The 23,056-nt window shown below is 42.1% G+C and carries 20 protein-coding genes and 1 pseudogene; 9 read left to right on the forward strand and 12 right to left on the reverse strand.

The window, feature by feature from the left end:
- Window positions 1-197 precede the first annotated feature (197 nt).
- Together ldpA and AC6IZ0_RS02180 are read left to right on the forward strand one after the other, a co-directional pair.
- Entirely contained in the window at window positions 198-1,283 is a 1,086-nt protein-coding gene (gene ldpA, locus AC6IZ0_RS02175) for a circadian clock protein LdpA (protein ID WP_497724903.1), read from the forward strand.
- A 76-nt stretch (window positions 1,284-1,359) separates the two neighbouring features.
- A complete protein-coding gene (locus AC6IZ0_RS02180) occupies window positions 1,360-3,096 on the forward strand; it encodes a R3H domain-containing nucleic acid-binding protein (RefSeq protein WP_497724905.1) in 1,737 nt (578 codons plus the stop codon).
- A 169-nt stretch (window positions 3,097-3,265) separates the two neighbouring features.
- Here AC6IZ0_RS02180 and AC6IZ0_RS02185 read toward each other — a convergent pair.
- From AC6IZ0_RS02185 to AC6IZ0_RS02215, 7 genes and pseudogenes are all read right to left on the reverse strand, one after another.
- Window positions 3,266-3,536 (reverse strand): annotated as a pseudogene (locus tag AC6IZ0_RS02185) (IS701 family transposase); the annotation flags it as partial.
- A gap of 3 nt (window positions 3,537-3,539) precedes the next feature.
- The gene (locus AC6IZ0_RS02190) at window positions 3,540-3,920 is read right to left on the reverse strand and encodes a type II toxin-antitoxin system VapC family toxin (protein WP_271731055.1); all 381 of its coding nucleotides are present in this window, start codon (window positions 3,918-3,920) and stop codon (window positions 3,540-3,542) included.
- Window positions 3,920-4,225 carry a hypothetical protein gene (locus tag AC6IZ0_RS02195; protein WP_497724907.1) on the reverse strand — a complete coding sequence of 102 codons (306 nt, stop codon included), beginning with the start codon at window positions 4,223-4,225 and terminating at the stop codon, window positions 3,920-3,922. The genes AC6IZ0_RS02190 and AC6IZ0_RS02195 overlap by 1 nt, the downstream gene beginning before the upstream one ends.
- Before the next feature lie 69 nt (window positions 4,226-4,294).
- Window positions 4,295-4,975 carry a nucleotide exchange factor GrpE gene (gene grpE, locus AC6IZ0_RS02200; RefSeq protein WP_497724908.1) on the reverse strand — a complete coding sequence of 227 codons (681 nt, stop codon included), beginning with the start codon at window positions 4,973-4,975 and terminating at the stop codon, window positions 4,295-4,297.
- Window positions 4,976-5,061: 86 nt separating this feature from the next.
- Window positions 5,062-5,553 (reverse strand): Dps family protein, encoded by a 492-nt coding sequence (locus AC6IZ0_RS02205; protein ID WP_271731062.1) that lies wholly within the window; start codon window positions 5,551-5,553, stop codon window positions 5,062-5,064.
- 28 nt (window positions 5,554-5,581) lie between these two features.
- Window positions 5,582-5,845 carry a ParB N-terminal domain-containing protein gene (locus tag AC6IZ0_RS02210; protein WP_271731064.1) on the reverse strand — a complete coding sequence of 88 codons (264 nt, stop codon included), beginning with the start codon at window positions 5,843-5,845 and terminating at the stop codon, window positions 5,582-5,584.
- A gap of 274 nt (window positions 5,846-6,119) precedes the next feature.
- A complete protein-coding gene (locus AC6IZ0_RS02215; protein ID WP_497724910.1) occupies window positions 6,120-9,473 on the reverse strand; it encodes a type ISP restriction/modification enzyme in 3,354 nt (1,117 codons plus the stop codon).
- A 406-nt stretch (window positions 9,474-9,879) separates the two neighbouring features.
- Between AC6IZ0_RS02215 and AC6IZ0_RS02220 the strand changes: the two genes are divergently transcribed.
- On the forward strand, window positions 9,880-10,629 hold the full coding sequence (locus AC6IZ0_RS02220; protein ID WP_271731068.1) for a TspO/MBR family protein: 750 nt from the start codon (window positions 9,880-9,882) through the stop codon (window positions 10,627-10,629).
- 482 nt (window positions 10,630-11,111) lie between these two features.
- Here AC6IZ0_RS02220 and yhdJ read toward each other — a convergent pair whose 3' ends face one another.
- The 5 genes from yhdJ to rimI form a co-directional block, all read right to left on the reverse strand.
- Window positions 11,112-12,005, reverse strand: coding sequence for an adenine-specific DNA-methyltransferase (yhdJ, locus tag AC6IZ0_RS02225; protein ID WP_497724911.1), 894 nt, complete (start codon window positions 12,003-12,005; stop codon window positions 11,112-11,114).
- Between the two features lie 177 nt (window positions 12,006-12,182).
- Window positions 12,183-12,536, reverse strand: a complete 354-nt coding sequence (locus AC6IZ0_RS02230; RefSeq protein WP_271731073.1) for a type II toxin-antitoxin system HicB family antitoxin — start codon at window positions 12,534-12,536, stop codon at window positions 12,183-12,185.
- Complete coding sequence (locus AC6IZ0_RS02235; RefSeq protein WP_200987732.1) at window positions 12,533-12,790, reverse strand: type II toxin-antitoxin system HicA family toxin; 258 nt, start codon at window positions 12,788-12,790, stop codon at window positions 12,533-12,535. Before AC6IZ0_RS02235 ends, AC6IZ0_RS02230 begins: the two co-directional genes overlap by 4 nt.
- Before the next feature lie 200 nt (window positions 12,791-12,990).
- Window positions 12,991-15,483 carry an ATP-dependent Clp protease ATP-binding subunit gene (locus AC6IZ0_RS02240; RefSeq protein ID WP_497725980.1) on the reverse strand — a complete coding sequence of 831 codons (2,493 nt, stop codon included), beginning with the start codon at window positions 15,481-15,483 and terminating at the stop codon, window positions 12,991-12,993.
- Between the two features lie 422 nt (window positions 15,484-15,905).
- Window positions 15,906-16,448: a ribosomal protein S18-alanine N-acetyltransferase gene (gene rimI, locus AC6IZ0_RS02245; RefSeq protein ID WP_271731076.1), complete on the reverse strand. Its 543-nt coding sequence runs from the start codon at window positions 16,446-16,448 to the stop codon at window positions 15,906-15,908.
- Between the two features lie 186 nt (window positions 16,449-16,634).
- Between rimI and lysA the strand changes: the two genes are divergently transcribed.
- The 6 genes from lysA (at window position 16,635) to cysW (ending at window position 23,029) form a co-directional block, all read left to right on the forward strand.
- Complete coding sequence (gene lysA / locus AC6IZ0_RS02250; RefSeq protein WP_497724913.1) at window positions 16,635-18,077, forward strand: diaminopimelate decarboxylase; 1,443 nt, start codon at window positions 16,635-16,637, stop codon at window positions 18,075-18,077.
- A 127-nt stretch (window positions 18,078-18,204) separates the two neighbouring features.
- Window positions 18,205-19,128, forward strand: a complete 924-nt coding sequence (gene cdaA / locus AC6IZ0_RS02255) for a diadenylate cyclase CdaA (protein WP_271731079.1) — start codon at window positions 18,205-18,207, stop codon at window positions 19,126-19,128.
- Window positions 19,125-19,874 carry an undecaprenyl pyrophosphate synthase gene (gene uppS / locus AC6IZ0_RS02260; RefSeq protein ID WP_271731080.1) on the forward strand — a complete coding sequence of 250 codons (750 nt, stop codon included), beginning with the start codon at window positions 19,125-19,127 and terminating at the stop codon, window positions 19,872-19,874. Before cdaA ends, uppS begins: the two co-directional genes overlap by 4 nt.
- Window positions 19,875-20,231: 357 nt before the next feature.
- Window positions 20,232-21,296, forward strand: coding sequence for a sulfate ABC transporter substrate-binding protein (locus AC6IZ0_RS02265; protein ID WP_497724914.1), 1,065 nt, complete (start codon window positions 20,232-20,234; stop codon window positions 21,294-21,296).
- Between the two features lie 22 nt (window positions 21,297-21,318).
- On the forward strand, window positions 21,319-22,167 hold the full coding sequence (gene cysT / locus AC6IZ0_RS02270; protein WP_497724916.1) for a sulfate ABC transporter permease subunit CysT: 849 nt from the start codon (window positions 21,319-21,321) through the stop codon (window positions 22,165-22,167).
- Entirely contained in the window at window positions 22,157-23,029 is an 873-nt protein-coding gene (cysW, locus tag AC6IZ0_RS02275) for a sulfate ABC transporter permease subunit CysW (protein WP_280792218.1), read from the forward strand. The genes cysT and cysW overlap by 11 nt, the downstream gene beginning before the upstream one ends.
- The last annotated feature ends 27 nt before the right edge of the window (window positions 23,030-23,056 follow it).

The following is a 23,056-nucleotide window of genomic DNA, read 5'->3' on the forward strand; positions in this document are numbered from 1 at the left end:
TCAGCAGCAATGAATACCAGGAGGTATGAATTTATGCAAAAAATCAAATAGTCACAGCCAAATATCTATCTATAGAGGCTTGACAGACTATTCACACAATGAGACTCTAACTACTAAGAACTCAAGATTCAGAAAATCAAGACTTTTTTATATATTCGAGACTACTATTTTTAGTTTGATAACAGCATAATAGAAATGTGACTGATTTGTTAGCCCCTTTACAATCCTTGAAAGCAGGAAACTGGTTCAAACTGATCTGCGGAGCCAGCTACCAACATTTGCCGGCCGTCAGAAGTTTAACATTAGCCTATACATTGGCGGGTGCTGACTGTATAGATGTGGCTGCTGACCCTGCTGTGATCGCAGCAGCCCAAGAAGGGTTACAAGTAGCCAAAAGTTTGGTCAAGGATGCACAACTGAGGGGTTATAGCTATCAGGGCAATGTACCTTTTTTGATGGTGAGCTTGAACGATGGCGAAGATCCCCATTTTCGTAAAGCCGAGTTTAACTCTAGTGACTGTCCCCCAGATTGCCCTAGACCCTGTGAAACTATTTGCCCAGCACAAGCCATCGTATTTAAGAGTATAAGTGAATTTTCGGGGGTTGAATCCCAAAAGTGTTACGGCTGTGGACGTTGCCTACCCATTTGCCCATATGATAAAATTTATACAAAATCCTATATATCGAGTGGCACAGCGATCGCACCATTAGTGATTTCCAGGTTAGTAGATGCCTTAGAAATTCATACAAAAGTCGGAAATTTGGCAGAATTTAGGCAACTATGGCAAACAATTGCACCATGGGCTGACCAACTGCAATTAGTAGCCATTAGCTGCCCAGAAGGGGAGGGAATAATTGACTACCTCCGAGAAATTACTGAAATAATCACACCCTTATCTGGTGCCTTAATTTGGCAGACAGACGGCCGCCCTATGAGTGGTGATATTGGGGATGGCACCACCTTAGCAACGGTGAAATTAGGGCAGAAAGTTTTGACAGCTAACTTACCGGGGTATGTCCAATTAGCAGGTGGCACTAATAGCTACACAGTTGCTAAGTTAAAAGCAATGGGGCTATTGAAATCTCTCAACAGTGCTCATGTTTCTGGCATCGCTTACGGTAGCTACGCCCGTGTGCTGCTGTCACCAGTGCTCGAACAGTTAGAGAATCAGGAGGTGAGTCAAACCAGTGTTAAGGCCAAACCGCGCCTGGAAGAAGAACCCGAATTACTCTGGCGAGCAGTCAAGCTTGCCCATTCCCTAGTTTCCCAGATCAAGTCATAGCAGGAGCTATAACTCCTCCTTCACTTTGGCCGCCTTCAGTGTAAACGTTATCTCTCAAAAGGTCACCATAGAAAGCATGACGATTAAAGAAGACCTTCAAAAGTTATTAGACATTTTACCCCAAGACCTGCAGAAAGTTCTAGAGAGTCATCCCCAACGAGATAATTTAGTAGAAGTAGTCTTGGATCTTGGTCGTTGTCCAGAGGTTCGCTTTCCTCATCAAGCTGAGTATCTGAGCGAAACACCGGTGACTCAAGCACAAATCGACGATTGTATTCAGCGCGTGGGAATTTTTAGCGGAGATAACCGAGCCGGAATTGAGCTAACTTTACACCGTATCAGTGCTATCCGTAACCGCAGTGGTAAAATTATTGGCTTGACCTGTCGTGTGGGTCGGGCAATATTCGGCACTATTGGCATGATCCGCGATTTAGTGGAAACTGGTAAATCAATTCTGATGCTGGGGCGACCAGGTGTGGGTAAAACCACGGCTTTAAGAGAAATTGCCCGGGTTTTGGCGGATGATTTACGTAAGCGCGTAGTAATTATTGACACCTCTAACGAAATTGCTGGGGATGGTGACGTGCCGCACCCGGCTATTGGTCGGGCTAGACGGATGCAGGTAGCACAACCGGAACTACAGCATCAGGTGATGATTGAGGCAGTGGAAAACCATATGCCAGAAGTGATCGTCATTGATGAAATTGGTACGGAATTAGAAGCCTTAGCGGCTCGTACCATTGCGGAACGGGGTGTACAGTTAGTTGGTACTGCTCACGGTAATCAAATTGCCAACCTGATTAAAAACCCGACCCTTTCTGATTTAGTTGGCGGTATTCAGGCTGTGACTTTAGGGGATGACGAAGCCAGAAGGCGGGGTAGTCAAAAAACGGTTCTGGAGCGCAAAGCCCCCCCGACTTTTGAAATTGCTGTGGAAATGTTAGAACGGCAGCGCTGGGTAATACATGAAAGTGTAGCTGATACTGTAGATACTCTCCTGAGAGGTCGTCAGCCTAGCCCACAAACCAGAACCGTAGATGACCAGGGGAAGGTGTCCATTACGCGGCAGTTATCCCTGGTTAAAGGTCTGGGTGGGGAGTTTCCCAGCACAGAGGAATCTTTGCCACCAGTGCGACCAACTAATGGCTGGCGTTCATCAGGACAAATGGTAGCACTACCTCCCCTGTCTTTAGAACGGGAGCGGGTAAGTGCACCTACTGAGTTTGACCGCTTGCTAGATGAGTCTTTTAACTATTCTGAGAGTTTTGATGTCAAGACCAGTAGATACACCGGCCCCAATGGTGAAGATTTACCACTACATATTTATCCCTATGGTGTCAGTCGTCACCAACTAGAACAGGTGATTGGTGTATTAAATCTGCCAGTGATTTTGACTAAAGACATTGACACATCTGATGCAGTTTTAGCACTGCGATCGCACGTGAAAAACCAGGCCAAACTCAGGCAAATGGCTAAAGCCCGTCATGTGCCAATTCACATGATTAAGGCTAGTACAATTCCCCAGATTACCCGTGGTTTGCGGCGGTTGTTGAACATGGAAGATCCGGAAATGACCGATGAGCTAGAACTACAACTGTTTTTACACAGTGGCACTGATGATGAGGTGGATGCCCTAGAAGAAGCTAGACTGGCTGTGGAGCAGATTGTCATTCCTAAAGGACAGCCTGTGGAGTTATTACCCCGTTCTTCTAAGGTACGCAAGATGCAGCATGAGTTGGTAGAACATTATCGACTCAAGTCTGATAGTTTTGGGGAAGAACCAAATCGGCGGTTACGGATTTATCCCGCTTAATTCAAAACTGGGGATGGGGAAAATTACCCTACTTTCCTCATCCCCTATTAACCCTCTTTTGTCACTCTAAGGAGAGGAAAAGTGGAAATACGGGATATTGCAGTTTTGAAAAATTGAAGGAGTTAGATTATTGACAAGCATTTGAAGTTGAAAACAACCGTCAGATAATTGTCGTTATTTGCCAATATCTAATTTCTGATTTTTTCCCACATATTATCTCTCTCTCTAATATATCTATTTTCGTAACTTAAATCTGAGAATACACGCTTGAATCTTTGCCAATCAGAGTATTTTACTTCCGAGTCTGTAATTCCCCATTATCTGTGATTTGAGCGAATCGCTACCAGAAAATTAAGATTTAATTCATTGAGGACACTTACAAAATTTTTACCACTTTCACCATATAAACTATCTGCCAAGACAAGATTAAATCTAAACCCCTGTTATGCAATTATTAATAACGGAACATCATACAATTTAAACTTATGGTCTACCGTAATTATTGTTAGACCTTCTACCAAAGCCTGAGCAATTAACATTCTATCAAAAGGATCTTTATGATGCATTGGCAAATCAGCAACCTTTATTGCATGTGCCAATTTCATCGCTAAAACCTCTAAGCGACTAAAACGCAAAGCTTCCTCTAAATTATTAGGAGCTATTAACTTTCCTAAAGACTGTTTAATCGAAATTTCCCAAGCACTAATAGCACTAACAAAAATTATATTTTTAGGATTAATAATTACTTCTCGTACCTGAGTTGACAACTTAGAATCATTTTCTAAGAACCATAACAGGATATGAGTATCTAACAAAAAACTCATTATTCTTCACCATAAAAAGCAGCAATCACCTCTTCCAAAGTATCATCAAAATCCTCAGAAATCTTAACTTGTCCTTGCCAAAAACCTGGAACTCTTGGTTCTAAGACTTCTTCACCATTGATCGCCATTGAGCCATGATTTAAACCCGCTTTTTCAACTGTAGAGTCTTCTGGCTCAAGAGGTAAAACTTTTGCCCAAGGAACGCCCTGACGAGTTAGAGTAATTTCCACATGATTTTGAATATCTGATAATAAATCAAGTAAATTTTCAGATAAGTAAGCAATATCAAAAGTTTTTTCTGACATTTTTATTTGTGTCCTACTCACTACAAGTATTATATAGCAATCCGGTTTGACAATCTCGTTTCTTAGCCTCTAGCTGGGAACACAATTCTCAGAGGATGTCTGAAAAGTAAGAAAGCCCACGTAACTGACTTTAGCTCGATAAAGTAGCTTTTCGCCTTGTACATAGCCTGTGTAACGTACTCTCACTGTTGCGCCTGGTTCTGCTGTCCCTTCGATTAATTCGTGCATTTGGGGATTATATGCTACCTCTGCTCCCACTGGGGCCATCGCCTCTATTCCCCACTCCTGTAACAGTCTTTCTAAGGGTTTCTGCACCAAAGGGACAATTTTAATTGCAGCTAGCTGGGGATTTTCCTCAGCTTTATAGGCTACTGTGGGCCATTGTAATAATAAAGATTCCAGTAGTTGTAAACTCGACTGCTGGAACTCCTGTATTAACATTTCTCGCTGTTGTTCTAATTGCTGTTGCGATCGCTGGTACTCTGTTCTTAATGCTTCTATCTCCGTTTGGCTACCGGGTGGGTCATCCTGAGTAGTCACCGGTGAAAAAGTCTCTATTAATTCAGCCAATGAAATCTTCAGCACTTGGGATAACTTCAGCAGCACATCCACCCGCATCTGTGTTAATTTCCCTTGTCGCAGTCGTAAAATTTGCCGTTCTGAAACCCCAGCATCACGACTTAAGGCTTTAAAACTAGGGATATTTACACGCTGCATCAAATTTTGCAGCTTTTGGGTGTGATTGCTCATTGGTTAAGCGGTGACATATTTAACTTATATACCATGGGCGGGCAGGATGCCCACCCCACAAAAGTTTCATGTAAATATTTTTTAGGTTATTCTTCCAGTAAACTTCTCAACATCCAAGCGGTCTTCTCATGAACTTGCATCCGTTGAGTTAATAAGTCGGCGGTGGGTTCGTCGTTCACCTCTTCCAATACAGGAAAAATAGAGCGTGCAGTTCTGACTACCGCTTCTTGTCCTTCCACCAGCAAGCTAATCATTTCCTTAGCTTTAGGAACCCCCGCAGTTTCCGCAATTGAACTGAGTTTAGCATATTCGCTGTAGGTTCCCGGTGCTGGGTATCCCAAAGCTCTAATCCTTTCTGCAATTAAATCTACTGCTAAAGCGAGTTCTGTATACTGTGTCTCAAACATTAAATGTAAGGTTTGGAACATTGGACCTGTAACGTTCCAATGAAAGTTATGGGTTTTGAGATACAGTGTATAAGTGTCAGCCAATAAACGAGATAACCCCTCGGCAATTTTCGCTCTACTCGCGTCGTCAATACCGATATTGACATTTTTAGCTGTTGCTTGAGATGACATATTTTTTCTCCTGTTTACTTCTATCCGATTATGCTAAGTGCATCTTGAGTACCCTAGGTGTAGCTTTACGGACTCTCGCCTTGATTGTTGCTTTACCTAAGCGCTGACAAGCTTCATAACGGTGACAACCGGAAAAACCATAATACTGTCCGTCCACTTCTAGGACATCGATGGGTTCCTGTTGTCCGATCGCTGCAATAGACTCCATTAAGGCTTGGACTTTATCAGGGTCGTTGACACGGGGTAAAGGGCGTTTGATTTGATTTAAGGGGATTTCTTCAACTCTCATCATCCTTCTTTGCTCTCCTGCCTTAATCATAGTCGTTATGAGTTTGATTTACAATTAAGTTGAGTAAAAAATTGTAAATGTATATTAAATAACTACTTACCGTCAAGTAGGCGATCGCCTTGACACCAGCAATATCGTTAAATTTTCGAGCTTCTGAGAATTTAGTTATAGCAGTTTATACCTAGATAAAATACAGATATTAATTGTATAACTATTGTGGGGTGGGCATCCTGCCCCGCTCTACCCTACCCACTTAGATGAAGTCCGCTGTAAGTGCTTACTCACCTTCTGCATCTATTTCTTGTATATTGAAAATTGGTAACTCTGTCTCCACTTCTAAAGAGTTGGACTTTTCTAACTCTGTTGGTTGTGGAAACTCCGTAGCTGCAAATAATTCACTGTTAATCACTTCCTCAAATAAGGAAGATAAACTAGGATATAAATCTACAGTAGCATCTAAAACCCACAGTAAATCAAGCAATTCACCATCAAATTGCCAAGCTTGAGGACGAATATCATCCAAAGGTGAGGACTTTTTACCAGCACCGTCTCTCATCCTATAAGCTAACCAGGACTTGACAACTTCTAAACCTGAAACACTAAAATTATAAACTTCTGGGCGGACATTTTCAAATACACCTCTACCAACTTTTAATTCTTGTATACCCACATCATAAGAAAATTCTGTGGGATAATCATTGACTGTATTGGGTATTCCTACTTGACAACGAACTTTACCAATAGGAATTTTACCTGGTTTTTTACCACTGGGAACAAACCTTTCACCATAGGTATGTAACCAAACTAAAGTGCGTCCTATTTCCACTACTTTGATAAATAAATCCCTATTTTTAGTAATGGGAATCCTTGGTCCAGGTGTTTCTAGTTCATGCCAAAATTCTTTGACATATTTGGGAGTTGCTAGTATAGCATAACAATAAGCAAAAAAATCTTGTGGTGAAATATTGCAATTGAGTATATTACTAATAACTTCTAAAACTCCAGTCGTAATATTAGGTTGATTACCTTGCGAATTTCTCCACAGAGGAATAATATTTTTACCCCCAAAAGAACCACGAAAATGATGTAAATCAGGAATTAAAGCAGTAACAACAGCAGCAGAACCTTCACCTATAACATTAGTTAATAAACTTGTCATATAAACCTGCTGATCACTGTGAGAACGTCGTAAATTGGGTCTAGGGCGATCGCACAATCTATTATCTAATAAAGCCCACTGGCGATCAAAACTGCGATAAGCATAACGAATTGGTTCTACAAGAGGAGTTTTTGGTAATAAGTTGGTAATAGGAGGTAATAGTGTTCCATCTTCTAATGATTTATATTGTTTAGTAATTTTTCTAGCATCTGTTTCTTTAAACAGTTTTTTCTGTATCCCTGGCGATTTACTAGCATTAATCAAAGTTTCCCAACGTTTATGTAAAACTTCCTTATTTTCACCAATAGTCCATTTTCTTTTAAATTGAATACCATTTTCTTGCCAAGGAAATAAATCAGTTAACTTTGCCCAATTCCAATAATCTGTATCACTAACAGGTAAAAATAAATCAGTCCAATTATTAGGACATTCACGCCATTGTAAATCTTTAAAAGAGTCAATATCATCTAAAAATGCTAGTTTTTCTTGAGTTGTACCATCAATTCTGCTAAAATGAACTTTAGCAGCAACTTCAGGTTGAGGTTGGTTGTAACAAACCCCAATAGCAATAGCCACAGGAGTTTGAATTGCAAACACATTATCTGTTTTTCTTGCCCCTAGATTATCACCTTCCAAATCAATAATCCACAGTTCATCAAACGTTTGACGCATCACCTTACGCATTCCCGCAAATCCAGGGCCACGCAAATAGGAAGAAGCTGTAATAAAACTGATAATTCCGGCTTGATTTTCTGTGTTAGCTTCAAATACTTTCCACAAAGCCCATCGCCAAAAATAAACATAGTCATTATATAAATTTTTAGCATGAACACCATAACCCATTTCTGTTAATGGTTCTAGAAAATCCTCTAAAATAGGACGTTTTTTAATTAATTGCCGATTTTCATCTACCTTTTGCTCATCATCTGCAAATCTGACCCATCCACCCTTTCTTTTTTGATTAATTAAATCATCTTCATCAATTGTTTGACGGTTATAAGGTGGATTTCCTAAGCAAACCATCACCGGTGTATTTTGTTTAATTTTTTGAGCGCGTTTATATTCTTGACCTAAAGATTTGTAAATTAAAGGTAAATTACCACTTAATTCAGCATAGGGAGATTCTAAAGTATCACTCAAATAAACATGAACACCATTTTCAGGTAAAGTACCACCTTCACTTAAAATTTGTTGAGTGAGACGTAAATGAGCAACAGCATAAGGGCCAACTAAGATTTCAAAAGCGTGAATATTTGCTGCTGCATTGGTAGCAGCAGAAACTCTCATTCCTTTTCCTCTTAAATTACTAATTTGATCTAGTCCATGTTTAATAGCTGTTAAAATATAAGTTCCTGTACCACAAGCAGGATCTAAAGTAATAACTTTATCATCTACAAAGGAAAATTCAGCATCAAAATGCTCTCCTAGTAATTCAGCTACTAATCTTACTTGTGTTTTAATAACAGGAATAGGAGTATAATAAACTCCTCTTTCTTTTCTCATCTTTGGATCATATTGAGCCAAAAAATCCTCATAAAAATATAACCATGGGTCTTCAGAATCATTTTCATTTATTGCCGTAATATCAATAGCTGCAATTATTCTTTCTAATAGACTTACAGAAACTTCTATTTGTTCACGTGCTACTTCATCACCTAAGATTTTTAAAGCATCAGCTAGTAAATTATGGCCAGTTCTAATAGTTTTAACAGCTTGTGGTAAAGATAGATCATCAGCACCGGAAAACCTCGCCAATAAAAGTGCATAGGTTAAGGTTTGAGCATAAGCATCTGCAAATTGTTGATTATCTCCATCAGGAAACAAATAATGTCGCCAATCTTTAGCTACTTGACTTAAATTAGATTCAGGATTCTCCAGAGCATTTAAAACATTTGTTCTTAACAAACGACAAATAGGCGCAAGCATTTCTGCTAAAGCTTTTGGCGTAGAAGGAACAATTGGATGCCAATTGAAAAAATCTCGCAATAATATTAGTAAATCATTAGCATTTTGAGAACTAATAGCTGATGTACCCTTGCAAGTAATATCTCCTGAAAATTTAATGATCTTTCCGACCTTTTCACCTGTGCGATACAGTCCCCAATTATTGCCATCTGTATAAATTAAATTGGGAAGATTTTTAAACTTTTCCCATTGTTGCTTATCATCGCCCTTAAATCTGCTAGTATCTGCCCCTTTTCTCGGTGCTTTTAGTTCAATATGTCCAATTAAAACACCATTAATTGTTATTCCCATATCTGGTCTTCCTGAAAGTAGCTTTTCTTGTACCTCAGTAACTACTACAATAGATAAATTCAGAATATTTGCTGATGATTTTAACAAATTTTCTATAGGTGATTTCAGTTGATCTTCGGCACCAAAAGAGACAGAAGAAAGTGAGAATTTATTAGTTAATTCCTTTGCGTAAGCTTGAAGATTAGATAAAAATTGACTCTGATTATTTTTCGCCATATTCATAAATAAATAACAATTATTGATACATAGATTATGTATCAATACATTTCATATGTATTTTATAATGATTGGTGATTCATAGAAAAATATACAAAAAAATTAATACTTATATTACTTTTTAATAAAAATAATTGTATAATATTTGTGCTTGTAAGTTTTACAGCCCCTGTCATCTGAGTTAGGTACACTAGGGCGGACAGGATGCCCACCCCACAACATATATGATATTGTGGATCAAAATTAGTCAGCCAAATATTACCCCGTCTAGGGACAGAAGAACTAATAATCAAGTCTCCTGTCTGTAATTCTTGCCATTCTTGATTATGCTGGTAGTGCATTAACATTAGATGATCATATAATTAATTATTGTTAATACTTACCAACTACTCACCATCTCTTGATTATGAACCAAGCCAAAACGGGAATACTAGAAAAATTTGTCAACACAGTTATGGGGGTCAAACCTGGTAAACAAAACCCCCCTAACACCTCAAAAGCGACCACACAAGAACTAGATATCAACGCAGTTTTAGTTTATAAACTAGGGACTATCCTACAAATAGCAGTGATGATTCTTGTGTTGCTGGGAATGGAAAAATTAATCATATTCATTGATCATAATTCCGGTTTCCCCAGTTGGGTTAGCACTGCATTAACTGCATTATTTTTTGCCGTCTTAAGTATCCGTTCCCGGATTTTTTCCCTTTTAGATAATACTCGTTCTCGTACCACCTATGACCAAGTAATTAGACCCAGATGGTCTCCCCCACCTTTAGCATTTCCCATCGTTTGGATGATCATAGCAGTTTTGCGGGTGATTTCCTCTGTATTAGTTTGGCAAACAATGAATCACCAATTTTTGGTATTACCTTTAATTCTGTTTGTGGTACATCTAGCTTTAGGGGATACTTGGAATACAATTTTTACCGTAGAACGGAGATTAGGCGCTGCTGTTCCGGTGGTGATTTTAGGTCCTTGGTTGTCTGCGCTGGTGGTGACAGCAATTTATTGGGAAACTAATCCTTTAGCAGGGATGATTTTATCATTTTCCTGTGTTTGGTTAACTGTAGCTGCTGTACTAGTGTGGAGAATTTGGCAATTAAACGGATCAGAGCCATTGTATCCCTTAAAGCTTGCATCTGGGGAGAAATAAATAGGGCTGGCTGAATAATAAATGTAAAACCTATATACAGCACTTTTCAAGTAAATAAAGTACACACCTTAATATCATAAATCTTGTGGGGTGGGCATCCTGCCCGCCCTTTTGTACCTACTCAGATGAAATGCGCTGTAAATCAAAGGTTTGAGGTTGCTAAAAAAGAAAACAGGTGCAGGGTTTTTGAAGGCTCTACCATCAAAAGTGTACATTTTGGGTTAAATAAATCAGAAAATTTAGGGATGACAGATAGCTGAAACTGTTCCCTGTTCCCTGTTCCCTGTTCCCTACCCCCACGAAAAGACTTCCTGTTGCAAACCCTAAATCATTAAAATTTACCTGGGAAAACAAGGGACAATCTCACTTTATTTTTGAGTAGTGGATTCAAGATACCTGAAAACAGGTAGGGAAAAATTATTCTCTACCTCTTAACTGAATAATTAAAATATTTGATAATTTTCTTGATAATGAGTGTAAAATTATGTTGTAGTATTCTGCTCAAAAATATTCCTTTCTATCACATCCAAATTTAATTCTTGACCATTTTTATTTTTAACCTGATGATTTTTCTCAGGTGGTAAAAGTTGCTCTCCTTTATACTCTATTAATTCTAAAACCCGTCTCAAACCAATTTTGAGATATTCTTCCTGTAGTTCAATACTGATAGATTTTCTCCCTAACCGTTTAGCTACCGCAGCAGTTGTAAAAGTACCAGCAAAGGGATCAAGTATTAAACTTCCCTCATGACTACTTGCTAAAATAATTCTCTCTAGTAATGACTCTGGTTTTTGTGAAGGATGGTTTTCATATTCCGCCATGCGATATCTCACACGGGGAAAATACCAAGCATTACCGGGGACTTTTTCCGTATTATAAGGAGTAGGTACAGGTTTTCTGTAATCTATTAATTTACGTTCTGCGCCTGTTTTGGCGGCAATTTTAATATTATCACTATTAAAAATATAATTGTTTTTATTTTTGACGCAATGGAGAATGGGTTCATACATTGAACCAAAGTATTTTGTAGCTTGTACTCCAGAGCTATCATAATGCCATATGATGCGACTGAGAATAGTTAACTTTTTTCTCAGGTAAATGTCAAAATAAGGCATTGCTTGGGTGCTGGTCATGAGATAAATTGTCCCATTTGGTTTGAGAATGCGAATACACTGATCAAGCCATTGATATGACCAATTTAAATATTCTGCTTCTGATTCCCATTTATCATGGAAATTGCTAAATTGCTTACCTATGTTATAGGGAGGATCAATAAAAATTAAATCTACGGAATCTGCATGAATATATTTTGATAAGGTGCTGATAGTATCACCATGAAAAATGGTATGTTGTTGATTTCCGTAGCGTTCAATCATAATTATCCTTGACAAGTTTACCATATTTCCATCAACATAAAAGCAATAAAAGAATATATGGAGGTGATCACATCGGATCAATCCATACTTCAATATCACAACTAATAGTATCAAAACGTAAAATCATGGTTAGACGATACTTAATTTTGTTTTTTGGTACTTCAAATCCGCAATTCCTCAAGCATTTTCCAACGATTCCCCTTTCAGATAACATTCTAGTGCATCCGTCACCAACTTATTGAGATTCACCCCCCGTTGTTGAGCAAATAAAGCCGCTTGACGATGAAGTTGGCTACCTACACGCACATTAAAACTACCCTTAAACGGCTTCTCAGGCTCAATCCCTTTTTCTGCACACAGAGCCAAATAATCATCAATTGCTTCCTCAAAACTAGCCCTGAGACTAGCCACATCTTCCCCTTCAAAACTGATTAAACTGCGGATATGTTCCACTTGTCCGTAGAAGATTTTATCATCATCACTATAGTGAATCGACCCGAAATAATCCTTGTATTGCATCATGTTATTCATAGCAATTCTTCCCCTTGGAGAATCTTGATAATCTGTTCAATCTGATATCGTTTCAGAATATTTTGAGGATGGGGTTCATGTAAAGTAATAATCACTCCGCCATCATTGAGAAAACGCCGCCGAGAACCTCCCGTTTTTCCCGTCGTGCTGACCTCCTCAAACCCAAACCCCGAAAGCAAAGTAACTAACTCCTCCCAGGTGAAATCTTTGGGAATACTAAGAAACCGCTTAATTAATTTCTCCCTGCGGGTCATGAGAACTCCCGACTGCTTACTTCCATTATCTGTCCTCAGAAAAATTTTGCAACTAGAATTAGTTACATTATTCCATATACCTGATCCGAAATTAGGTTACCACAAAACCCTCCTTTCTTTCTCTTGTACCTGGTGCTTCACAAAAAAAACGGTAGAGAACCAAAATTCCCCACCGCTGATTTAACTTTTATAGTTTCTAACTAGGAATCAACACCCTGAGTTAATAACTCGCGGCGCTGTCCAGCACTAACTTGAACGTTACCACTCTCGTCAACATCAACTAAGGCTGTATCACCATCCTTAATGCGACCAGAGAGAATTTCTTCAGCTAGGCTATCTTCTAATAAGCGCATGATAGCTCGACGTAATGGCCTAGCGCCGTAGCTGGGACTGTAACCCTCTTGAATTAGTCTGTCCTTAAAGCGATCGCTCACCTCTAAAGTGATACCCTTTTCAGTCAGACGACCAAATACTTCCTTGAGCATGATTTCGGCGATTTCCGTCACCTCAGCCTTACTCAATTGACGGAAGACGATAATTTCATCCAGACGGTTGAGGAATTCAGGACGGAAGTACTGCTTGAGTTCTTCATTCACCAGAGAGCGAATGCGGTTGTATTGAGTCTCCGTCGCATCATCAGCGAATTCAAAGCCGATACCGCCGCCGCCTTTTTCAATTACCTTAGAACCTATGTTAGAAGTCAGAATTAACAAAGTGTTCTTAAAGTCCACCGTGCGACCTTTCGCATCTGTTAACCGACCGTCTTCGAGAATTTGCAGCAGCATATTGAAGACATCGGGGTGAGCTTTTTCGATTTCGTCGAATAGCACCACAGTATAGGGTCGGCGACGCACAGCTTCAGTTAACTGACCGCCTTCGTTGTAACCAACATAACCAGGAGGCGAACCAATCAACTTACTAACGGTGTGGCGTTCCATGTATTCCGACATATCCAGGCGAATCATTGCTTCTTCAGAACCGAAGAAGTAGGAAGCCAAGGACTTAGCCAACTCAGTTTTACCTACCCCAGTTGGACCGGAGAAGACAAAACTAGCGATGGGTCGGTTAGGATTCTTCAAACCGACACGAGCGCGGCGAATGGCGCGGGAAACAGCTTTCACCGCATCTTCTTGACCGATTAACCGCTGATGTAAGGTATCTTCCATGTGCAGCAGCTTTTCGGATTCTGATTCCGTAAGCTTGTTCACTGGTACGCCAGTCCAGGAAGCCACAATGTGAGCAATGTCCTCTTCGCCGACTACAGGCTCAACGGCTGGGATCCGGGCGCTATCACTTGGGCCGGTAGAGGTATTAGTTTTACCTTGGGCGATGGCGCGAATTTCGGCTTTGATTTCCATTTCGCGATCGCGCAGTTCCCCAGCTTTGTCAAAGTCTTGGGAGCGGACAGCTTCGTCTTTTTCTTTTAAGATTTGCCGTAGTTCTTTGTCTAACTCTTTAGCTGCGGGTGGTAATTGGGAGTTCATTAAACGTACCCTAGAACCAGCCTCGTCAATTAAATCGATAGCCTTATCTGGTAGATAGCGATCGCTAATGTAACGGTCAGATAATTTTGCTGCCGCCACCAAAGCCTCATCAGAGATTTTCAGCTTGTGGTGTTGCTCATAGCGTTCGCGCAACCCGTGCAGGATTTCAATGGTTTCATCTACAGAAGGTTCTCCCACCATCACCGGTTGGAAGCGTCGCTCTAGAGCTGCATCTCGCTCAATGTGCTTGCGGTACTCATCTAAAGTCGTAGCGCCAATACACTGTAACTCACCCCTAGCCAAAGCCGGCTTGAGGATATTAGCTGCATCAATAGCCCCTTCTGCAGCACCAGCACCGATGAGAGTGTGTACCTCGTCAATTACCAGGATGACATTACCCGCCGAGCGGATTTCATCCATGATTTTCTTGAGGCGTTCTTCAAACTCACCCCGGTACTTGGTACCTGCTACTAGCAAGCCGATATCTAGGGTTACCACCCGCTTATCTTCTAGGATGTCGGGAACATCCCTGTTAGCTATGCGGGATGCTAGACCTTCGGCGATCGCTGTTTTCCCTACCCCTGGTTCACCGATTAATACTGGATTATTTTTAGTCCGGCGCCCCAAAATTTGGATCACACGCTCAATTTCTTTAGCGCGTCCTACAACTGGGTCTAGCTTGTTGTCCGTCGCCATTTGGGTTAAATTCGAGCCAAACTCATCCAAGGTGGGAGTTTTGGTGCGTCCCGATCGCCCTGTGGCTGAAACCTCTGCTGTTTCTCCGAGCATTCGGATCACTTGGGTTCGTACCTTAGATAAATCTACCCCTAGGTTTTCTAGCACCCTGGCTGCTACACCTTCCCCTTCCCGGATCAGGCCCAACAGCAGATGCTCGGTGCCAATGTAGTTATGCCCTAATTGGCGCGCTTCTTCCAAGGATAGCTCTAGTACACGCTTTGCCCGTGGCGTAAACGGAATTTCCACGGCCACAAAGCCCGAACCCCGGCCTATGATTTTTTCTACCTCAATCCGGGCATCTTTGAGATTGACACCCATTGATTTCAACACTTTAGCCGCAACTCCCGTACCTTCCCCAATCAGACCTAGGAGGATCTGTTCGGTTCCCACGAAGTTGTGACCTAAGCGGCGGGCCTCTTCTTGGGCCAGCATGATTACCTTAATGGCTTTTTCTGTGAAGCGTTCAAACATGGCATTTTTCCCATCACCTGCGTCGTGCCGGTATGCTGATTTTAGCACAGGCTCTGCTTTTGGATGCCTGTATAAAGATTATAGGCCACGAAAAAATTTCGCCCCACATCCTGGCTTAATTGTTAGTTTTTTATTACTTTTTTTATGGTTGCTATACTTAGGGGCTTGATTTTACTAGTGTTTCCCTGCTTTACAACTATCCAGCAAGCCGCTATGCTTAGGCTTTTATTTAACTATTTCCAAATATAGACTTATAACATACTTATCAGTCTCTATTCAAGAATATGCTGGACTAATAATTTATTTTAAATTTAAAAAAATTATTGATTAAATATTTTAATAGTACATAGCAGCAAAAACATGAATTTTTTCTCCCTAATGTGATCCTCATCCGGGTTTAGCTAGGCATAATCACCCATGAGTCAACGCATTTGCCAAAAAGATTTCCTTAACCCATAGACCACAGTAGTATGCCAATTCTCCAAAGTTTCTGCTTGCGGAGATTGTAAATCTGACAGCCACAACACCTTAGCATCCTCTCCATTATCCTGGTAATAACCCCGCCGCCGTCCGGCTATCTTAAAGCCAAATTTTTCATATAAGGATATGGCCGCCAAATTAGAAGCGCGGACTTCCAGGGTGGCTCGCTCCAGTCCGCGATCGCTTGCGGTTTGAAGTAGAGAATACAGTAAAGCCTGTCCCAAACCTTGACGGTGATATTGGGGATGAATTGCCAAAATTGTAATGTGTGCTTCTTCTAAGATTGCCCAAAAGCACCCCATTCCTAGCAGTTTTGACCCATAAACCGGGGAAAATAAACCTAATAATACACTGTTAGGACTGTTTAACTCTCGTTGATAGCCATCCATAGTCCACAGACCGCCAAAACAGGCTTGATCTAGTTCCAGGATGGCAGTTAGATCATTTAAAGTCAGGGATTTCAGTTTTAAGTCTAATAAGATCACGTTAATGGCGAATGGGTAAATAAATATGAAGATTGAAACATCCTTGAGGGGAAAAAAGCGCCGTCAACTGAACCTAGGCATATCTCCTGTTTCCACGCTATTTTGGTTAAACTGAAAATCGGGACGCTGAATGACCCGCACGCCCAAAAAAATTTCAACTTTGAGCAAGGACAATTTATAAAAACTATGGTATCCACTCACCCCACTGGCGTTCAATATGCTGGTAGTCAATATTTACCTCAAATTCAAGGACGTGAAAACATCAATGTTTCCCCCAACCAGGAACTTTTACCAGTTACCGCCAAACTTAACAGTCAGGACATCCTAGAAATTGGTGGGTGTGATGTCAAAACCCTGGTGGAGCAGTTTGGTTCACCTTTGTATATTTTAGATGAAGAAACCCTGCGTTTAGCTTGTCAGCAATATCGAGATACATTTAAAAAATATTACCAGGGTGAATCTCAGGTACTATACGCATCCAAAGCCTGGAACTGTTTAGCAGTTTGCGCGATCGCAGCATCGGAAGGATTAGGTATAGATGTAGTTTCGGGAGGGGAATTATATACAGCTATAAGTGCCGGTGTGAACCCGGAGAAACTCTACCTCCATGGCAATAATAAATCTCATGAAGAACTGCTTTTAGCTATAGAGTCTGGTAGCACCATTGTGGCAGATAACTGGCAAGAACTGCATACCTTGGTAAAGATGGCAGAACCAGCACCGGGGACATCCACCCCCATCCGGGTGATGTTGCGGTTAACCCCAGGAATTGAATGCCATACCCACGAATACATTCGCACGGGACATTTAGATAGTAAATTTGGCTTTGACCCTAATGATTTGGACGAAGTATTTACCTTTGTCAGTCAGCAACCTTCTTTAAACTGCGTTGGGTTACATGCTCACATTGGTTCCCAAATTTTTGAACGCCAACCCCATCGAGATTTGGCTGCTGTCATGGTGCAGTGGTTAAAAAAGGCGGCAAATTATGGTTTAAGCGTCACAGAATTAAATGTGGGCGGTGGTTTAGGAATTAGGTACACTGAATCTGATGATCCCCCCAGTATTACAGAATGGGTAAAGGCGATTTGTGAAGTTATACAAGCAGCTTGTACTGCCGAAAATCTCCCTTTGCCAAAATTGTTATGTGAACCAGGGCGATCGCTGATTGCCACAGCGTGCGTCACAGCCTATACTATGGGATCATCAAAGGTTGTGCCCGACATTCGTACCTACGTGACAGTTGACGGTGGGATGTCTGATAATCCCCGACCCATTACTTACCAGTCAGTTTATCGAGCAGTAGTCGCTAACAAGATGTCTGCTCCCCTCACCCAAACAGTGACAATAGCTGGTAAGCATTGTGAATCAGGGGATATTCTGATTAAAAATGCCCAACTGCCGGAAACTCAACCAGGGGATATACTCGTAATCATGGGGACTGGTGCGTACAATTACAGTATGTCATCAAACTATAATCGCTTACCCCGCCCGGCTGCCGTTGTAGTAGCCAATGGGGAAGCAAATTTAATTTTGCGGCGCGAAAGTTATCACGACTTGATTCGACAAGATTGTCTACCAGACAGGTTTCAACGTGCAGAACTAATAACCGGTTTGTATAGTCACTAGCTAGGAAAATATCACTAATAGCTAATGACTCAACACTTGCTGTTTCCTCAAGGGTTAACCTTTGGGGCATGAAAATAACAGCAAAATGACAGAATATTGAGGGATAACAAAGAGTAATCCAGATGTCATGAGAGATTGGTGGAAGCAATGGCTGACAAACCTGGGATGGTCGCAGTCCTTGCTGCTTGGGACTCTGGATATCTTGTTGGTGTTAGCGCTGACCTACATGATACTAGTTATTATTAGTGAGCGCCGAACACTGTGGATGGTGCGGGGTTTTATTATCTTAATGCTAGCTTCAGTACTCAGTGGCAGAATGGGTTTCCCTCTGCTCAATTTTGTTTTGGAAAAGTTAGTGATTGGCTGCGCTGTAGCAATGGCTGTGGCTCTCCAGTCTGAATTTCGCCGATTTTTGGAGCAGGTGGGACGCGGTGAATTTCAGCAGTTATTTAAACCATCCAGTTTAACCATCCCCAACTCTGATAGTGTAATTGATGAAATTGTTGATGCGGTCAAAGAACTTTCAAAAAACCGCATAGGGGCTTTGCTGATTTTGGAAACCACAGGTCCAATTCACGAGCGGGATTTTTCTGTCCCTGGAGTTAAGCTAAATGCTGATGTTTCTAAGGAACTTATACAGACTATTTTTCAGCCGAAAACTTTACTCCACGATGGGGCAACCTTAATCCGTGGCTCGCGTATTGTATCATCTGGTATAATTCTACCACTTTCGGGACGCACGGCCTCCCGCCAGTTGGGAACACGCCACCGGGCAGCCATGGGGATCACTGAGCGGGTAGAAAATTGTATCTGTGTGGTTGTATCAGAAGAAACGGGTTCTATTTCCTTAGCGGAACGAGGAACTCTCAATAGACCACTGACGATTAGGACACTCAAGGAGTCCTTAGAGGCTCGATTATCAACCACTGTAGACCGGGAAGCTGTTGCTCCTAGTCTCTTAGGTTGGGGTCGTCAGATAGGTAGTAAAGCAATAGTAATAATTTCAGGTTTACTTGGATTACCATCGACCGCTTCTCGAAATAAAAAATGACAGCACAACAAACTCAACTGCAATTTTTACCTTCTGACTTAAAACGAGAACTACTGCCAAAGCACGTCGCAGTGATTATGGATGGCAATGGTCGATGGGCTAAACGTCAAGGTCTACCCAGAATTATGGGACATAAGCGCGGAGTGGATGCGCTCAAGGATTTGTTGCGCTGTTGCAAAGACTGGGGGATTCAGGCACTAACGGCTTATGCTTTTTCTACCGAAAACTGGAAAAGACCCCAGGAAGAGGTAGATTTTTTGATGACTTTGTTTCAAAGGGTTCTCCGCCAAGAACTTCGGGAAATGCTCCAGGAGAATGTTCAAATCCAGTTTGTCGGGAATTTGGATGCTCTACCTCCATCGCTGCAAGCTGAAATCTCCCGCTCAATGGCAGAAACTCGCAATAATCGCGGTATTCGGTTTACTGTAGCTACTAATTATGGGGGACGCCAGGAAATTTTACAAGCCTGCCGGGCGATCGCCCAAAAGGTACAGCAAGGTGTCCTTAAACCTGATCAAATTGATGAACAGTTGTTTGAGGCTCACCTCTACACAGCAGGAATTACTGACCCGGATTTATTAATCCGCACCAGTGGCGAAATGCGACTTTCTAATTTTCTGCTTTGGCAAATGGCTTACGGGGAAATTTATATTACTGATGCTCTGTGGCCAGATTTTGACCGCACTGAGTTTCACCGCGCTTTGTTTGCCTACCAGCAACGAGATCGGAGGTTTGGAAAGGTTTAGGTTAAGGAGATTATAGCAAAATTAAAAAGTAAAAATACTTACTCCGAAATGGTTTGGTAATTTTATCATGTCCCCAGCGCCCTGTCCATTGCTATAAATGCCCGAACACTTAAGTTTTTAATAGTTTTTAATCACGAACCCCACAGGCACAGGGAACACAGAGGAAAAACATGGCTAATCACCATATTCTTGATTGGGATTTTGGAGATTGTCTTGCTATTCCATGGTAATATGTGTATGATTTATAACTAATATCAAAATACTGTAACTTGATAGATTAAATTAAGAGAGCAGAGAAGGGGTAAAAAATGCTACATTACTCCCTGACACAGAGAAATTTAGGAGTCTCAAACCGGTATGTGGGTGCATAATTGGAATCGATGGCAAAGGCAGCCTTTAAAAAGATATATTGCGCTATTTTTAATAGTAGTGTGTTTAAGTAGTGCGATCGCCGCTTGCTCTCCTAGTAATAGTGCTAACACCGGCAGAAAAGAACTAACTCTAGTGAGCTACGCTGTCACCCGTGCTGCGTACAAAAAGATTATTCCCCTATTTGTTGAATACTGGCGAGAAAAAACCGGAGAGATAGTCACCTTTGGCCAGAGCTACGGCGGGTCAGGCTCCCAAACCCGCGCCGTCATTGACGGTTTAGAAGCGGATATTGTCGCCCTAGCACTATCAGCAGACACTCAGCAACTCCAGGAAGCCGGGCTAATTAAACCAGGCTGGGAGAAAAAGACACCCAACGGCGACGGCATTGCCTACCGTTCCGTAGGGGTTATAGTTACCCGGGAAGGCAACCCCAAAAATATTCAAGACTGGGAAGACTTAGCCAGGGATGATGTCAGTGTGATTACTGCTAACCCCAAAACATCTGGTGGCGCTCGTTGGAATTACATGGCTTTGTGGGGAAGAGTGACCCAAACAGGCGGCACTGAAGAACAAGCCCAAGACTTTGTGACTAAGGTTTATGCTAACGTGCCCGTTCTACCCAGAGATGCCCGTGAAGCTACTGATGCTTTTTTCGCCCAAAAACAGGGAGATGTATTGATCAACTATGAGAACGAACTCATCTTAGCTAAACAACAGGGACAGAATTTACCCTACATAGTTCCCGACATTAATATCTCCATTGATAATCCCATTGCCGTAGTTGATAGCTATGTTGATCAGCGAGGTAACCGGGAAGTAGCAGAAGCCTTTGTACAGTTTCTCTTTACCCCCGCAGCCCAGCGGGAATTTGCCAAAGTAGGCTTCCGACCAGTAGTACCAGAAGTAGTCGCGGAATTTGCCGATACTTATCCCCAAATCTCAAACCTGTTCACCATCGAGGATTTTGGCGGTTGGAGCCAAGTCAGCCCGAAATTCTTTGCCGATGGTGCAATCTTTGACGATATCCAAGCCAATATTGCCCGACCTTAGGGCTAAGTTCTATCCTGAAGCCATGACAGTTTCCAACTCACAGTCCACCTTCCCCCTCGCCCTGCAAAAGCTGAAGCGGTTTTCTTTGCCCTGGGACATCACCATTACCTATCTATCCGTAGTCCTGCTGTTACCTGTAGCCGCCTTGATGCTGCGGGCTGCAACCCTTTCACCGGGGGAATTCTGGCGGCTAGCTACCGATCCCGTTGCCCTGTCAACCTACACCATCACGTTTGGTACTGCCTTCTTGGCCGCTGCTATTAACTGCGTTGCTGGTACCGCTACTGCATGGGTGCTGGTGCGCTATGATTTCCCCTTTAAACGGGTTTTAGATGCCGTCATTGACCTGCCCTTTGCCCTACCCACAGCAGTTGCAGGTATTACTCTAGCTACTGTTTACAGTGAGCAGGGCTGGATTGGCTCATTTCTCTCCCCCTTGGGCATCAGAGTCTCCTTTACTCGCTTGGGGGTAGCGGTGGCAATGGTGTTTATTTCTGTGCCTTTTGTCGTTCGTAGCGTTCAGCCTGTACTGCAAGAGCTAGATTATACTATCGAAGAAGCTGCCTGGTCTCTGGGGGCTTCCCGCTGGGAAACTTGTTGGCGGGTGGTGCTACCACCACTTATACCTGCTATCCTCACGGGTACAACCCAAGCTTTTGCTAGGGCAGTGGGAGAATATGGCTCGGTGGTTTTGATTGCCGCTAATATTCCCTATCAAGACTTAATTGCCCCCATTTTAGTATTCCAACGCCTGGAACAAAACGACATAGCCGGGGCTACCGCGATTGGTACGGTGTTACTGCTGATTTCCTTGGTACTGTTGCTGATGGTCAACTTACTGCAAGCTTGGAGGCAAAGTTATGACGGTTGAACCTAAATCTAGCCAGTCTTTACCAAGATTGGTCAACTCCCAGAAGGATAGAGAGTGGGGTAAATTTGCTTTGATTGCCGCAGTAATCACTTATTTAGCGCTGGTGTTACTTCTCCCGACCCTTTATGTATTCATTGGAGCCTTTAGCCGGGGTATCGCCCCGTTTTTCGCCACTCTTATCGACCCGGATTTTACTCAGGCTTTGCGCCTCACAGCCATGGCTGTGGCAGTAGCTGTACCACTAAATGTAATTTTTGGTTTGTGTGCAGCTTGGGTAATCGCCCGCCGGCGGTTTCGAGGGCGCACTTTGTTACTCAGTATTATTGACTTGCCATTTTCAATTTCCCCCATTGTCACAGGTTTAATGTTGGTTTCCCTCTACGGACGCAATGGGCTACTTGGATCTGTGCTACAGTCTCTGGACATCAAGATTATCTTTTCCTTCCCCGGTATTGCTCTGGCAACTATGATGGGGGGTATGCCTTTTGTGGCTCGTGAAGTCATCCCTATTTTGGAAGAAGTGGGAACTCAAGAAGAAGAAGCTGCCAAAACCTTGGGGGCTGGTGAATGGCAGACTTTCTGGCGGGTGACATTACCTTCTATTCGCTGGGGATTGTTCTATGGTATTATTCTTACCACGGCTCGCGCTATGGGAGAATATGGTGCTATTGCTGTCGTCTCTAGTAATTTAATTGGCCGTACCCAAACTCTGACTCTGTATGTGGAAGGGGCTTACCGCAATTACGATTCCCAAAGTGCTTTTGCAGCTTCGGTGGTTTTAGCTGGGCTTGCTGGTGCAACGCTGCTCATTAAGGAGCTGTTTGAGCGTCGCATCCGGATAAAAGATCAAGAGAACAGTTAGTAATGCTGTGAAGTTTCTGGTTTTTCA

The organism is Anabaenopsis sp. NIES-4685 (assembly GCF_059725405.1).

Excerpts from the sequence above, each read along its gene's own strand:
- AC6IZ0_RS02180 (WP_497724905.1), top strand. The coding sequence starts at position 1,360 with ATGACGATTAAAGAAGACCTTCAAAAGTTATTAGACATTTTACCCCAA.
- AC6IZ0_RS02190 (WP_271731055.1), bottom strand. The coding sequence starts at position 3,920 with ATGAGTTTTTTGTTAGATACTCATATCCTGTTATGGTTCTTAGAAAAT.
- AC6IZ0_RS02195 (WP_497724907.1), bottom strand. The coding sequence starts at position 4,225 with ATGTCAGAAAAAACTTTTGATATTGCTTACTTATCTGAAAATTTACTT.
- grpE (WP_497724908.1), bottom strand. The coding sequence starts at position 4,975 with ATGAGCAATCACACCCAAAAGCTGCAAAATTTGATGCAGCGTGTAAAT.
- AC6IZ0_RS02205 (WP_271731062.1), bottom strand. The coding sequence starts at position 5,553 with ATGTCATCTCAAGCAACAGCTAAAAATGTCAATATCGGTATTGACGAC.
- AC6IZ0_RS02210 (WP_271731064.1), bottom strand. The coding sequence starts at position 5,845 with ATGATGAGAGTTGAAGAAATCCCCTTAAATCAAATCAAACGCCCTTTA.
- AC6IZ0_RS02215 (WP_497724910.1), bottom strand. The coding sequence starts at position 9,473 with ATGGCGAAAAATAATCAGAGTCAATTTTTATCTAATCTTCAAGCTTAC.
- AC6IZ0_RS02220 (WP_271731068.1), top strand. The coding sequence starts at position 9,880 with ATGAACCAAGCCAAAACGGGAATACTAGAAAAATTTGTCAACACAGTT.
- yhdJ (WP_497724911.1), bottom strand. The coding sequence starts at position 12,005 with ATGATTGAACGCTACGGAAATCAACAACATACCATTTTTCATGGTGAT.
- AC6IZ0_RS02230 (WP_271731073.1), bottom strand. The coding sequence starts at position 12,536 with ATGAATAACATGATGCAATACAAGGATTATTTCGGGTCGATTCACTAT.
- AC6IZ0_RS02235 (WP_200987732.1), bottom strand. The coding sequence starts at position 12,790 with ATGACCCGCAGGGAGAAATTAATTAAGCGGTTTCTTAGTATTCCCAAA.
- AC6IZ0_RS02240 (WP_497725980.1), bottom strand. The coding sequence starts at position 15,483 with ATGTTTGAACGCTTCACAGAAAAAGCCATTAAGGTAATCATGCTGGCC.
- lysA (WP_497724913.1), top strand. The coding sequence starts at position 16,635 with ATGGTATCCACTCACCCCACTGGCGTTCAATATGCTGGTAGTCAATAT.
- cdaA (WP_271731079.1), top strand. The coding sequence starts at position 18,205 with ATGAGAGATTGGTGGAAGCAATGGCTGACAAACCTGGGATGGTCGCAG.
- uppS (WP_271731080.1), top strand. The coding sequence starts at position 19,125 with ATGACAGCACAACAAACTCAACTGCAATTTTTACCTTCTGACTTAAAA.
- AC6IZ0_RS02265 (WP_497724914.1), top strand. The coding sequence starts at position 20,232 with ATGTGGGTGCATAATTGGAATCGATGGCAAAGGCAGCCTTTAAAAAGA.
- cysT (WP_497724916.1), top strand. The coding sequence starts at position 21,319 with ATGACAGTTTCCAACTCACAGTCCACCTTCCCCCTCGCCCTGCAAAAG.
- cysW (WP_280792218.1), top strand. The coding sequence starts at position 22,157 with ATGACGGTTGAACCTAAATCTAGCCAGTCTTTACCAAGATTGGTCAAC.